At 67.9% G+C, this 12,898-nt stretch carries 11 protein-coding genes; 6 read left to right on the top strand and 5 right to left on the bottom strand.

What is annotated here, in order from left to right:
* Position 1 precedes the first annotated feature (1 nt).
* From NY78_RS15565 to NY78_RS15540, 6 genes are all read left to right on the top strand, one after another.
* A complete protein-coding gene (locus NY78_RS15565; protein WP_043637868.1) occupies positions 2-901 on the top strand; it encodes a respiratory chain complex I subunit 1 family protein in 900 nt (299 codons plus the stop codon).
* A 23-nt stretch (positions 902-924) separates the two neighbouring features.
* Positions 925-1,545, top strand: a complete 621-nt coding sequence (locus NY78_RS15560; RefSeq protein WP_043638020.1) for a hydrogenase-4 component E — start codon at positions 925-927, stop codon at positions 1,543-1,545.
* Positions 1,546-1,551: 6 nt separating this feature from the next.
* A complete protein-coding gene (locus tag NY78_RS15555) occupies positions 1,552-3,027 on the top strand; it encodes a proton-conducting transporter transmembrane domain-containing protein (protein WP_043637866.1) in 1,476 nt (491 codons plus the stop codon).
* Positions 3,028-3,030: 3 nt separating this feature from the next.
* Complete coding sequence (locus NY78_RS15550) at positions 3,031-4,515, top strand: hydrogenase large subunit (RefSeq protein ID WP_043637864.1); 1,485 nt, start codon at positions 3,031-3,033, stop codon at positions 4,513-4,515.
* An 11-nt stretch (positions 4,516-4,526) separates the two neighbouring features.
* Positions 4,527-5,288, top strand: coding sequence for a 4Fe-4S binding protein (locus tag NY78_RS15545; protein ID WP_043637862.1), 762 nt, complete (start codon positions 4,527-4,529; stop codon positions 5,286-5,288).
* Between the two features lie 113 nt (positions 5,289-5,401).
* The gene (locus NY78_RS15540) at positions 5,402-5,953 is read left to right on the top strand and encodes a hypothetical protein (protein WP_043637860.1); all 552 of its coding nucleotides are present in this window, start codon (positions 5,402-5,404) and stop codon (positions 5,951-5,953) included.
* A gap of 158 nt (positions 5,954-6,111) precedes the next feature.
* Here NY78_RS15540 and NY78_RS15535 read toward each other — a convergent pair whose 3' ends face one another.
* The 5 genes from NY78_RS15535 to NY78_RS15515 form a co-directional block, all read right to left on the bottom strand.
* On the bottom strand, positions 6,112-6,945 hold the full coding sequence (locus tag NY78_RS15535; protein WP_043637858.1) for a nucleotide-binding protein: 834 nt from the start codon (positions 6,943-6,945) through the stop codon (positions 6,112-6,114).
* 24 nt (positions 6,946-6,969) lie between these two features.
* Entirely contained in the window at positions 6,970-8,094 is a 1,125-nt protein-coding gene (locus NY78_RS15530; RefSeq protein WP_043637856.1) for an aminotransferase class V-fold PLP-dependent enzyme, read from the bottom strand.
* Positions 8,095-8,179: 85 nt separating this feature from the next.
* On the bottom strand, positions 8,180-9,403 hold the full coding sequence (locus NY78_RS15525; protein WP_043637854.1) for an MFS transporter: 1,224 nt from the start codon (positions 9,401-9,403) through the stop codon (positions 8,180-8,182).
* A 47-nt stretch (positions 9,404-9,450) separates the two neighbouring features.
* Positions 9,451-11,019 (bottom strand): O-antigen ligase family protein, encoded by a 1,569-nt coding sequence (locus tag NY78_RS15520; protein WP_231584014.1) that lies wholly within the window; start codon positions 11,017-11,019, stop codon positions 9,451-9,453.
* 18 nt (positions 11,020-11,037) lie between these two features.
* The coding region (locus NY78_RS15515; RefSeq protein ID WP_043637852.1) for a beta-galactosidase at positions 11,038-12,898 on the bottom strand (1,861 nt) is incomplete at its 5' end.

The following is a 12,898-nucleotide window of genomic DNA, read 5'->3' as shown; positions in this document are numbered from 1 at the left end:
TATGGATGCCCTCGCCCATTTCCTCGCCGCCCTCATCCTGGCCCCGCTGCTGCCCGGAATCATCAACCGCGTCAAAGCCCGCCTGTCCGGCCGGGTCGGCCGCCCCCTGCTGCAGACCTATTTCGATCTGGCCCGGCTGGTGCGCAAGGGCGTGGTGGAAAGCGAAACGTCAAGCTGGATGCTGCCCCTTGGCCCGGTCGTTTCCCTGGCCACGGCCGCCATTGCCCTGACGCTCTTGCCCGGACCGGCCGGAGCCTCGCCGGCCGCCTTTACCGGCGACTTCATCCTGGCCGCCTACTGCCTGGGCCTGGGCCGGCTGGCCCTGATCCTGGCCGCCTTGGACAGCGGATCGAGCTTTGAGGGCATGGGGGCCAGCCGCGAGGCCGCCTTTTCCGCCCTGGCCGAACCGGTGCTGTTTCTGTGCCTGCTGGCCCTGGCCGCCGGTGCGCCGGACATCTCCCTGTCCGGGATGCTCGGCCAGGGGCTGACCGGGGATCTGGCCCCGGAACGCCTGTTCGTGCCGGTGATCCTCTTTATTTTGCTTTTGACCGAAAACTGCCGCATCCCGGTGGACGATCCCAACACCCACCTGGAACTGACCATGATCCACGAGGTCATGGTCCTTGACCACAGCGGCCCGGACATGGCCGCCATTGTCTACGGCTCCTGCCTCAAACTCTGGTTTTTCGCCGCCGCAACGGCCCTGAGCGTCCTGCCGGTGCGGGCCATGGAGCCGCTGGCCGGCTGGGCCGTCTTTCTGGCCGGCATGGTGGTCGTGGCCGGGGCCGTGGGGTTGGTGGAATCGTCCATGGCCCGGCTGCGGCTTATCCGCGTGCCGCGCCTGCTCGGAGCTGCCGGGACCCTGGCCGCCCTGTCCCTGGTGCTGACGGTGTGGAGGTAGCCGTGGACCCGACCCAAACGCTGATGGTGGCCCTTGTGTGCGTCAATCTGGCCTATCTGGCCGTGACCCGCCTGCGTTCGCTCACCCGCATCACCGCGGTCCAGGGCGTCCTGCTGGCCGCCGCCCCCCTGGCCGTCCTGGGTCCCTCCCCCCACGGCCACGCCGTCATCCTGGCGCTTGGCGTCCTGGCCATCAAGGGCATCGGCTTCCCCTGGCTGCTGGCCCGGACCCTGGCCCGCCTGGAAGTCAACCCGGTGGTGGAGCCGTATCTGGGCTTTAACGTGTCACTTTTGGCCGGCGTGGCCGGACTGCTCTTTTCCCTGTGGCTGGAGACCCGGCTGCCGTTTCCGCCGGAACTGTTCCCGCCGCTGCTCTTCCCGGCCGCCCTGACCTCGATTTTTTCCGGGCTGGCCCTGGTGGTGGCCCGGCGCAAGGCGCTCACCCAGGTCATCGGTTATCTGGCCGCCGAAAACGGCATTTTCCTGCTGGGCGTGCCCCTGTCCGCCCAAGGCTCGGTCTGGCTGGAACTGTCGGTGCTCCTCGACGTGTTCGTGGCCGTCTTTGTCATGGGCATCGCCCTGCACCATATCAATAAAACCTTCGAGTCCATCGACGTCGGACGGTTTTGCTCGTTGCGGGACTAGACCCCTATGCTCGTTGCTCTCCCCCTCGTCCCCCTGCTGGCCGGCCTCTTGGCCCTGGCCCTTCGCGCCGACGCCCCCCGCCGGCTGCTGCTGGTGCTGACCGGCCTGATCCATGCCGCCCTGACCGGGGCCACCTACCTCTTTCCGCCAAGCCCGGCCTACGGCGGCCTGCTCGAACTCGACGCCCCGGGCCAGCTCTTTTTGTCCCTGGCCAGCCTGCTCTTCGTGGCCGCGTCCATCTACGCCGCCGGCTACTTAAGCCATGAAGACGCCGGTCCCAAACGCGATTTCCAGGACGGCGCAGCCTTTTCCAACGCCCCGGAGCGGGTTTTTTCCATGTGCCTGTGCCTGTTCCTGTCGGCCATGACCGTGGTGTGCGCCACCCGCAATCTCTCGGTCCTGTGGGTGGGCATCGAGGCCACCACGCTGTCCAGCGCCCCGCTCATCTATTTCCACCGCCACCGCCGCTCCCTGGAAGCCACCTGGAAATACCTGCTCATCTGCTCCGTGGGCATCGCCCTGGCCCTGCTTGGCAACATCCTGGTTTCCGTGGCCTTTTTCGATCCGGTCAGTCCCCTGACGTCCATGGGCTTAACCGAGATACTCCCCCGGGCCGGGATGGCGGCCAAGCCCTGGCTGCGGGCGGCCTTTATTTTCCTGCTGGTCGGCTACGGCTCGAAGATGGGCCTGGCCCCCATGCACAACTGGCTGCCCGACGCGCACAGCCAGTCGCCGTCCCTGGTTTCGGCCCTGCTCTCCGGCGCGCTTTTAAACTGCGCCTTCCTCGGCATCCTGCGGGCCGGGCAGGTGCTGACCGGGGCCGGCATGGGTGAGTTTTGCGGCGAGTTGCTCGTCATGTTCGGGCTGGTGTCCATGGTCACGGCCGCCGTCTTCATTGTCGGCCAGGGCGACTACAAGCGAATGCTGGCCTATTCCAGCGTCGAACACATGGGCATCCTGGCGCTGGGTGTCGGCATTGGCGGCGGTGCGACCTTTGGAGCCATGCTCCACGCCGTCAACCACTCCCTGACCAAGGGCGCGTTGTTTCTCATTTCCGGCAACATCCTGGCCGCCTACCACACCCGCTCCTGCCACGACGCCCGGGGCGTCTCCCGGGCCTTGCCCATCACCGCCGCCCTGTGGATGGCCGGATTTCTGGCCATTGTCGGCTCGCCGCCCTTTGGCATTTTTGTGAGCGAACTGACCATCCTGACGGCCATGCTGGAAAGCGGCCGCATCCTCGCCCCGGTTCTTTATCTGGCCGCCCTGACCGTCATCTTCGTCGGCATGGCCACCTCGGTGTGCCGCATGGTCCAGGGGCCGCTGCCCCCGGCCGTGCCCCAGCCCGGCCCGGAGCGGCTGCTGGCCGTTGGCCCCCCCCTGGCCCTGCTGGCCGCCACCCTGGTCTTTGGCCTGTATCTGCCCCGCGGCCTCGTCTCGCTTCTGACCCGGGCGGCCGCCGCCATTTCCCTGGGAGGCTAGGCCATGGAATTTCCCTACAACACATCCATTGCCCTGGCCGACGCGCCCCGGCTGCCGGTGGCCGAATTTCGCCAGGAAACGCTCACCCGGGCGGCCGCCGGCTGGCGGGTCCTGGCCCTCTTTGCCCTGCCTGGCGACTCCGGCCCGGGGCTGGCCTGCCTGCTTGGCCGCGACCGCGACGGCCGGCTGGCCTTTTTGCGCGCCCAGCCGACCACGGCCTATCCGTCGCTCACACCCCAGTGCCCCCAGTGCCACCTCTTTGAACGCGAGCTCTATGAGCAATGGGGCATCATGCCCGAAGGCCATCCCTGGCTCAAACCGGTGCGTTTTACCGGCACGCCGGCCCGGCCCGACCTGCCCCGCCCGGGTCCGGGCGTGACCGACTATTTCCAGGTGCGCGGCGAAGAGGTCCACGAGGTGGCCGTGGGACCGGTCCACGCGGGCATCATCGAACCCGGCCATTTCCGGTTCCAGTGTTTCGGCGAAGAAGTCCTGCACCTGGAGATCAGCCTGGGTTTCCAGCATCGGGGCATCGAGGCGGCGCTCGCCGGCGGCCCGGACCGGCGCACCGTGCATTTCATGGAAACGGCCGCCGGCGACACCACCATTGGCCACTCCCTGGCCCATGCCGCCCTGATCGAGACCCTGACCGGCCTGACCGCGCCCCCCCGGGGCCGGGCCATCGGCCGGGTGGCCCTGGAACTGGAGCGTCTGGCCAACCATACCGGCGACCTCGGCGCTCTGGCCGGCGATGTGGGCTACCAGCCGACCATGGCCTTTTGCGGCCGCATCCGGGGCGATTTTTTGAATCTGACGGCGCTTTTGTGCGGCAATCGCTTCGGCCGGGGCCTGGTGCGTCCCGGCGGCACGGCCTTTGATCTCGACGACGCCGTGATCCGGCTGCTCGACGCCCGTCTGGAAGCCACCCGCCGGGCCGCGTTTGGCGCGGCCGAGCTGCTTTTTTCCTCGTCCTCGGCCCTGGCCCGGTTCGAGGGCACGGGGCGGCTGGCCGCGGAGACCGCCCGGGACATCGGGCTGGTCGGTCCGCCGGCCCGGGCCTGCGGCCTGCCCCGCGACGCCCGCCACTCCTTTCCCCTGTCCGGGGCCGGAGCCAAGGACATCCCCATGCAGATCCACGATTTCGGCGGGGTCTACGCCCGCGCCCTGGTGCGCCGCCTGGAGATGGAGGCGTCGCTGGAATTTATCGACGCCGCCCTGGCCGATCTGCCCGCCGGTCCGGTGCGGCAGGCCCTGCCGTCCAACCTGCCCCCGGACTCGCTGGCCGTGGGGCTGGCCGAGGGCTGGCGCGGCGAGATCTGCCACGTGGCCGCAACCGACGCGAACGGGCAGTTTGCCGCCTACAAGATCGTCGATCCGTCCTTTCACAACTGGTTCGGACTGGCCCTGGCCCTTCGCGGCCAGCAGATTTCCGATTTCCCCATGTGCAACAAGAGTTTCAACCTGTCGTACTGCGGCCATGACCTCTAGGACGCCGAAGCATGCTTCATATCCTGCTTGAACGCCTGCGCCAGGGGCATCGCACCGTGGCCTTCCCCCGGGAAATGCCGGCCCTGCCGCCGCGCTTCCGGGGACTGCCGGTCCTGTCCGACGCGCCCTGCGCCGCGGGCTGTCCGTCCTGCGCCGGAGTATGCCCGACCGGGGCGCTTGGGGCCGACGCGGCCGGCCTCTTTCTCGACCTTGGCCGCTGCATCCTGTGCGGGGCCTGCGCTGGGGCCTGTCCGGCCGGGCGGGTGACCTTTTCCCGGGACCACCGGCTGGCGTCGAGCACCCGGGAGGGACTGGTGCTGCGTCCGGGCCTGCGCCCGACCGTTGCCCCGCTGGAGCCGGCCCGGCTGCAACTCTTTTCCCGGTCCTTGCGCTTGCGCCAGGTCAGCGCCGGCGGCTGCAACGCCTGCGAGGCCGACACCAACGTGCTGACCACCGTGGTCTTTGACCTCGGCCGTTTCGGCATCGATTTCGTGGCCTCGCCGCGCCACGCCGACGGCGTGGCCGTGACCGGCCCGATGCCGCGCAACATGCTGGCCGCCGCCCTGGCCACCTTCGAGGCCGTGCCCGATCCCCGGGTGGCCGTGGCCATCGGGACCTGCGCCATTTCCGGCGGGCTCTTTGCGGGAAACCCGGAAACCACCGGCGGGGCCACGCCCCATCTGCCGGTCGACCTGTTTATCCCGGGCTGTCCGCCCCATCCCCTGACCATCCTCGACGGCCTGCTGCGGCTGCTTGGCCAAAAAACGCCCTGATTCCAGCGGGCGTGCCCTTGGCTGGTGTTGCGAAAGAGCGGGCAAAGGTGCAAAAGGAAGGATCGGCGAACCCACACGGCCTTGATCCGCAACCCATCTGCCAAGGAGTCGAAATGCCCAACGCCACGAATTTCACGCTCTTTAGCGGCGGCGCCCAGGGCGCTGAAGCCGAATTCGGACGCCAGGCCGAACGCTACGGCGTCCAGGAGGTCAATTTCACCTTCGAGGGCCACCGCATCGAGCGCACCCGCGGCATCCGCGTGCTGACAAACGAAGAGCTGGTCAAAAAAGACGTGAGCCTGACCTACGTGTCCAAGCTCCTGGACCGCAAATTCAGCAACGGCCCCCAGATCCGCATGGTGCTGCGCACCATCATGCACCAGGTGGACGCCGGACTTGAAGTGTTTGTCGTCGGGGTCATCCACGAAGACGGCACGGTAACCGGCGGCACGGGTTGGGGCGCGGAATTCGCCAAGATCTGCAACAAGCCCCTCTATGTCTTCTGCCAGGAAAAAGAGGGTTGGTTCACCTGGAAAAGCGGTGCCTGGGAACCGTCCGCCGCCCCGGTCATCAGCCAGACCCATTTCACCGGCACCGGAACACGCTTCCCCAACGAGGCCGGTATCGCGGCCATTGCCGATCTGTTCGCCCGCTCGTTCGTCTGATTTACCTGACGACCTGACTGCCATGCAAAAGGCCGGGGAACCATCTGGTCCCCCGGCCTTTTGTTGTGCGGACGCGCCCCTTGTGCCGCGTCCGCGCAACGCATTGATTCTTTACGAATAAAGACTCTAAATACAGTCTCTTGTCGCGCCAAACGGTTTCACGGCCTTGTCTCAACGCGAGGTGAACCAGCGACGGGACGGTCCGGGACATCGCCGAAAAGCGGTGCGGTCCGGTCGGCCTCTTGGCCGAAGTCCTGCATAAAGACGGCCAGGGTTGCCCGCTCGCTGCGCCGCAGCGCCCGGTAGCTGGCGGCTTCGGTAAAGCCCAGGCTGTAAAGGTCGCACAGGGCGTATTCCCGGCCGGGCAGGGCCGGCAGGGCAAAAACCACGCCGCCGCGCCGGGCCAGCGCCTCCCGGGCCTGCCCGCCGTAGGCCAAGCCGTCGGCCCCGGTGAAGCCGTCGAAAAAGAGGAAATCCTCAGGCTGGCCGTAAAAGCAGTTCTTCACCACCACATAGTCCACCCGGTCGCCAAAGGCCTCCATGGCGGCCAGCACGTTGTGGGTCGAGGCCTGGACATTGGAGATGACCACCACCACGGTCAGGCGCACCCCCTCGGCCTCGAAGGCGTCCAGGAGCGGGGCCATGCCCCGGCCGCCGCCCACCACCCGGCCCAGATCCCCCAGGCAGCCGGCCGGGAAATCGAACAGCAGGATCGGGGCGGGCACGTCCAGGGCGTCGAGCACCATCCCCCGCTGGGCGGCCTGGCGCAAATCGAAGCTGGCTACGCCAAACAGCGGATCCTGAGGGGCAAGGAGTCCCCCCCGGGCGTCGCGCGCGCCATAGTGCTGGAGGAGTTGCCCCACCTGCCCGTCAGCATCATAGGCGGCAACGGGAAGCCCCCGCACACGCCGCAGATGATCGAGCAAGGCCCGGGAAAAGGTCGATTTGCCCGACCCGCCTTTTTGGCTGAGAATGAAAATCGCCCGCCGCATAAACGCTCCCGCCCGTCCGTCCGGTCAACGCCGGTCAAAGGTATCAAGGATGGTGAAAAACCGGGCCACATCGCTGGCGTCGTTATAAAAATGCGGCGACAGCCGGATGCGCCCGCCCCGGGGCGAGGCGGCCACGCCGGCCGCGTCGAGGTGGGCAAAGAGCCCCGACGGATCAGGATGGGCAAAGGACAGGATGCCCGAACATTCCCCGGCCCCCCGGGGCGAGACCACGGTGAGCCCGCGCTCGGCCAGTCCCTCGGCCAGCCCCCGGGTGACGGCAAAAATCCGCTGGGCCACGCCGGCCATCCCGACCTCTTCCAACAGGGACAGCGACTCGCCGTAAGCCGCAATGGCCGTTATGTCCTGGGTGCCCGGCTCGAAGCGCCCGGCTCCTTCTTTCAAGCAAAATTCCTCGCCCAGGCGCTCCTCGTCGCGCATGCTGCGCCAGCCGGCCAGGACCGTGGCCAGGGCCGGGGCGGCGGCCGGGGAGACGTAAAAAATGCCCAGTCCCATGGGTCCAAGCTGCCATTTGTGGCAGCCGGCGGCCACAAAATCGACGCCCAGGGCTGTGGCGTCAAAGGGCAGCGCTCCCAGGCTCTGGATGGCGTCAAAGCAGCACAGCGCCCCGGCCTCATGGCACAGCCGGATAAACTCGGCTGCCGGCAGGGCCGCGCCGGTCATCCAGTCCACGGTGGAGGCCACCGCCAGCCGGCAACCCGGAAGAAGCCGGGCGGCCGCTGCCATATCCACCACGCCTTCATGCCGGGGAATCTCGACCACGGTGACGCCGAGGCGAGCCAGATTGTCAAAGGGAAAGCGCACGGAGGGAAAATCTGGCCAGGTGACGGCCACCTTGTCGCCGGGCTTCCAGTCAAGGCCGGCCGCGACCAGGGACAGGCCGCAGGAGGTGTTGCCGGTAAAGGCCACGTGCTCGGGCGTTGTGCCAAGCAGCCGGGCGGCCCGTTCCCTGGCTTCGGCCACCAGGGCGATCCAGCGCATGTAATCCTTGGATGCCCGCCGCCAGCGTTCGGCAAAGACCTCATGCCCGGCCAGACAGGCCCGGCGCGGCAGGGGGGACACTGCTGCGTGGTTGAAAAACACCGTATCGGCCGTCACCGCGAATTCCCCGCGCCAGGACTCTTCGTTCATGCCCCCTCCCCTCTTTGCGTCTTGCGGCCGGCTGCCGCGCCCTCTGCATACGGAGGATGCGGCCTCGGGGCAAGGCCCTGGGGCCTCACAACGATGGGTCGGCCTCGGGCACCAGCCGGTCGCGCCGGGCCAGTTCCGGGAAAAAGCGCATCCACAAGGCGACCACGGCCAGAGTGCCGACCCCGCCGAAGACCACGGCCCCGGTGGCTCCCAATAGTGCCGCCAACACGCCGGACTCGAAATCGCCGAGCTGGTTGGAGGTGCCGATAAAGACGGCGTTGACGGCGCTGACCCGGCCGCGCAGGGCATCCGGGGTGTCGATCTGAATGAGCGTGGCCCGGATGACCACGCTGACCATGTCGCTGGCCCCAAGGAGGATCAGGGCCGCCAGGGACAGGGAAAAGGAGCGCGACAGGCCAAAAACGATGGTGGCCAGCCCAAAGACCGCCACTGCCCCGAACATGGTCGGCCCCACCCGCCGGGCCAGGGGAAAACGGGTGAGATAAAGCGACATGGCCAGGGCTCCAAGGCTCGGCGCGGCCCGAAGCGCCCCCAGGCCTCCCGGGCCAACGACCAGGATGTCCCGGGCAAAGACCGGCATCAGCCCGACGGCCCCGCCAAGCAGCACGGAAAAGAGGTCCAGCGAGATGGCCCCGAAAATGACCGGGCGGCTGCGAATGAAGTGCAGCCCGTCCAGGGCCGTATGCCAAAGGCTGCCCGGCGGCGCACTCGGGCGGGGAACCGGGGGGATGGACAGCACGGTGGCGCAGGCCACGGCGTAGACCACCGCGCCCAGGCCATAGACCACCCCCGGCCCCAGGGCAAAGAGCAGGCCGCCGGCCGCCGGTCCGAGGATCATGGCCGTTTTCCAGACCGACCCGCTCCAGGCCAGCATCCGGGGCAGGGATTCCTTGCTGACCAGGCCCGGCAGCAAGGCCTGGAGCGAAGGCGTCTCAAAGGCCCGGGCCGCGCCAATAAGCCCCACGCAGGCAAAAATGCCGCCAAGGCCAAGAAACCCGCCCATGGTTTCGGCCAACAGCACGCAAAGGGCCAGGGCCACCACCGCCTGGCATACCCCGGCGATGCGGCGGCGGTCGAAGCGGTCGGCCACCTGCCCGACAACCAGGGTGAGCAGGAACTGGGGGGCAAATTCCACCAGCCCGACCAGCCCGAGCATAAAGGCGCTGCCGGTTCGGTCATAGACCTGCCAGCCGATGGCCACGGCGGTCATGTGGTAGGCGAATCCCGAAGCGCTGCGGGCGGTCCAGAACCGGGTAAACGACGCATTGCCGAAAATTTCAGAGGCCATGGTGCATCCAGTCGGGAATACGGGTGGGAATCAGGCTGGGCAGCGGGCTAGCATGCCGAGCCGGCGGCGTCGAGAGGAACGGCCGCCGGCCCGGCGGTCGAGATGGCGGACGAGGTAGTGGCCAGGGCGGCAACCCGGGCCTGGGCCAGCCGCAGGGCCACGTCGTAGAGGGCCAGATAGAAAAAGGCGTAGCGCGAGACAAACGAGGTCAGGTCGTAATCCACGATGCCGTGGACAGCCACCTCGGCCACCAGCGCGGTCAGCACGGCGTAAAACATCACCAGGGCAAAGTCGGCCGAGGCCGCCCCGGCCGGCCCGCCCCCCCCGTCGCCCCCTGGCGGCCGGGCCAGACGGGCCTGGAAGGCCAGATAGGTCGGGATGGTGCGCCCCAAGGCAATAAAGCCCAGAAGCGCCAGCAAAAACAGCCCGACCAGCCCCATGTCGTAATAAAAGGCCAGATAGACGTTGTGTACTTCAAAAACCTTGACGTTGTAGGTAAAGCCCCCGGCCCCCATGCCGGCCAGGACCGTGCCCGGACGCTCGCCCAGGCTGCGAAAGCCATGGGCCCAGATTTTAAACCGGGTGGACAGGCCGGTGGCGTCGCTGTCGCTTGAGGTGGAGGCCTTTTTCTTGCTGAACAGGAGTTCGCCGGTGTAGCCGAAGCCGACCAAAAGACGGTCGATGTAACCCGGCGTGGTGATGAGCATCCCGGCAATGAGTACTACGACAAAAAGCGTGGTCTTGCGGAGAAATACCCGCCGCGTGGCCGGCAGGGCCAGAATCAGGAGCACGGCCGCGCCGAGAAACCCGAGCAGCGCCCCCCGGCTGGCCGGCAGAAGCATGGTGCAGAAAAAATACATGGCGCAAAGGCCCCAACCCACCCGCCGCCACGCGGTTCGGGCCAGCACGGCATAGCCGGCGGCCACGAACGAGGCCACGCTGAGAAGCCCGGCACTCTGGTTCCAGGACTCGATGCCGCCGGCCCGGATGGTGTAGAGATGGAGCTCCAAGGCCCATCTCGAAGTCAGATAGCGGTGGATGTCCAACTCATAGTACATGGCGGCGATGACCCCGATTGAGGTCATAAACGCACTGGCCAGCACGGTTTTAAGCAGCACATCCAGCCGACGCCGGGTGTCGCACAGCACCAGCACGGCCCAGTAGAGCAGGATATTGAGGAGCAGGCGGACAATATTGGCCGCGCCCCAGGCCGGATGCGGGGTCCACAGGAGGGTTACGGTCTCGGCCACAAAGACCAAGAGCAGCACCGGCATAAAGGCCGAGCGGGAGGCCAGCGGCAGCCGCCCCTGCCCGGAGCGGGCCAGCATCCCCAGGCAGGTGAAGCACAGCGGGAAGTAGTAGGGGTAGATGTGGAACTGGAGCGTGCCGGACACCAGATAGAAGAGGTTGGCGCAGGCAATAATGAGGGTAAAGGCCGTGGCGCACAGCCCGAAAAACGGGCTGACCAGACAGGCGAGAAACAGGACGGCCAGAGACACGCCGGCCAGGGAAGCCCACCAGGGGAGGCCATACGCCGCAGTCGCGGCGCCCAGCAGGCCGACGGCGGCGAGGAGGCCGACAAGGCAGGGGCCAAGGCGAAAAGGGGTCACAGGCACGGGACGCAGCGGGCCGGGTTAGAATTTCCCCGGCGAGGCCGGAGACGTTGTTGTGGCCGGACAATCCTGGGGACACACCCCGTGCGACCGCTCAAAGGCGTCGCATACGCCGTCGCCGCATTTGCCGGCCGGAGCGGCCGTGGAAGCAGCTCCCGGCGTGGCCGGGGTTGAAGCTGCCGGGGCCGGGCCGGCGGTGCTGACAGTACCTGGCGCGCCGCCGCAGTCGGCCGGGCACACCCCGCGCGACCGCTCGAAATCGTCGCATACCCCGTCGCCGCACTTGCCGGCCGGGGCGGCTCCCGGCGCAGCTCCCGGCGTGGCCGGAGCCGGGGTGGCCGGGGCCATGGCCGGACCGGCCGCGCCGCCGCAGTCGGCCGGGCACACGCCGCGCGACCGCTCGAAATCATCGCAGATGCCGTCGCCGCATTTGCCGGCCGGGGCGGCTGTGGGCGCGGCTCCAGGCGTCACCGTGGCCGGGGTGCCCGGGGTGGCCGGGGCGGCCGGGACCGGCTGACTGGCCGGGCGGCAGGCCGCGAACTCGGCATCGCTCACCCGACCGTCGTGGTTGGCGTCGCAACCCAAGTCCATGCGGCAATAATTGATAAAGGCCAGCTCGGTCAGGCCGCAGCCCAGGGGAGCCCCAGCGCCGGCGTCGCAACGGTTGTCCCGGCGAAGCTGCCGGAGCACCTCGCACGGTCCCTTCCCAGGCCCCGGACGGGTGGCCTCGATGGTCCGCATGGCCGCCCGGGCATCCCCGGAAAACCAGGTGGGCAGCCAGTGGTTGTCCGTGCCGACATCGAGCAGGTCCACGGCATAGCCCATGATCCCGCCCAGGAACCGCACACCCCGGCCCAGGGCCACCAGATAATTGATCTGCTCCGGGGACTCGTAGCGCCCGCCAATCGGGGTCCGCTCGGCCCCGTTTTCCGAGGCCACCAGGGCCAGCTTGCCGGCGGCGGTGATGCCTTCCACCGACCGAAAAATCGTATCGAGTTGGTTGGCTTCAAAAAACAGCGGCTGGCCGAACCGGGGGTGGGGATTGAAAAAGATCCCGTCGATGGACGGGTGCGCGCGCAACGACGCCCTGGCCCGGCCATTGAAAAAAAGCACATGGCCCGGGTCCAGGGCCTTGATGCGCCGGGCGTAATAGTCGGTGTCCGACTCCCGGGCCTCGACACGGAAGGCATAAAAATCCAGACCCTTGGCAGTCAACACCGCCGGCAGGTCCATGTCGCGTTCCATGGCCGGGTCCGGGAAGGGCTCCCGGGAAAAGGCGGCCGGATGGAGCACCAGCTCGGCCGGCGGCGGCGTGCGAAACGTGGCCAGGGACACGGCCGGATCATTCCAGGCCCGGCGCAAGGCTGCTTCGGAGCCGTATTTGGCCGCCAGCCAGTCCCGGAAACGGGCGGTGAAATCCGGGGAATAGTCGGTAAACATCATGGGCCGCCGGCCCAGGCCCTTGCCGCCGCCCGGGGCGTCCACCACGATGTAGTTGGGACCGTAGGCGTCCTCGCCCGTGGGACCAAGGCCAAAGGCCCAGCCGGCCAGGGCCGGGTGGCTGCGGTAGCGGGTCACCAGCGCCTCGACAAAGGCCCCGTAGTCGCGGCGAACGGCGAGGCTGCCCATGCTCGGATTGCCGTAGGCCGTGCCGTAGGCGTCGGTCTCGCAGGTCGGACAGGCGGATTTCTCCTGATAGCCGACGCCCGGGGGAAAGCCGTTCTCGGTCAGCCACCAGCGAGGCAGGAAATGGTTGGCCGAGGTCTTGAGCACCACCGCCACCCCGCGTTTGCGGGCATAGTCCATGAAGGCGTCAAGCGGCGCGAAATCATAGCTGGCCGCCTCGGGCCGGGCCGGCCGGGCCAACGACACGTCCAGGTCG

This window comes from Desulfovibrio sp. TomC (assembly GCF_000801335.2).
Lineage (GTDB): Bacteria > Desulfobacterota > Desulfovibrionia > Desulfovibrionales > Desulfovibrionaceae > Solidesulfovibrio.
Note: the sequence above shows the minus strand (reverse complement) of the source record. Positions and strands in the feature narration are given on the sequence as shown.

Coding starts and splice junctions, on each gene's coding strand:
- NY78_RS15565 (WP_043637868.1), top strand. CDS start 2: ATGGATGCCCTCGCCCATTTCCTCGCCGCCCTCATCCTGGCCCCGCTG.
- NY78_RS15560 (WP_043638020.1), top strand. CDS start 925: ATGGTGGCCCTTGTGTGCGTCAATCTGGCCTATCTGGCCGTGACCCGC.
- NY78_RS15555 (WP_043637866.1), top strand. CDS start 1,552: ATGCTCGTTGCTCTCCCCCTCGTCCCCCTGCTGGCCGGCCTCTTGGCC.
- NY78_RS15550 (WP_043637864.1), top strand. CDS start 3,031: ATGGAATTTCCCTACAACACATCCATTGCCCTGGCCGACGCGCCCCGG.
- NY78_RS15545 (WP_043637862.1), top strand. CDS start 4,527: ATGCTTCATATCCTGCTTGAACGCCTGCGCCAGGGGCATCGCACCGTG.
- NY78_RS15540 (WP_043637860.1), top strand. CDS start 5,402: ATGCCCAACGCCACGAATTTCACGCTCTTTAGCGGCGGCGCCCAGGGC.
- NY78_RS15535 (WP_043637858.1), bottom strand. CDS start 6,945: ATGCGGCGGGCGATTTTCATTCTCAGCCAAAAAGGCGGGTCGGGCAAA.
- NY78_RS15530 (WP_043637856.1), bottom strand. CDS start 8,094: ATGAACGAAGAGTCCTGGCGCGGGGAATTCGCGGTGACGGCCGATACG.
- NY78_RS15525 (WP_043637854.1), bottom strand. CDS start 9,403: ATGGCCTCTGAAATTTTCGGCAATGCGTCGTTTACCCGGTTCTGGACC.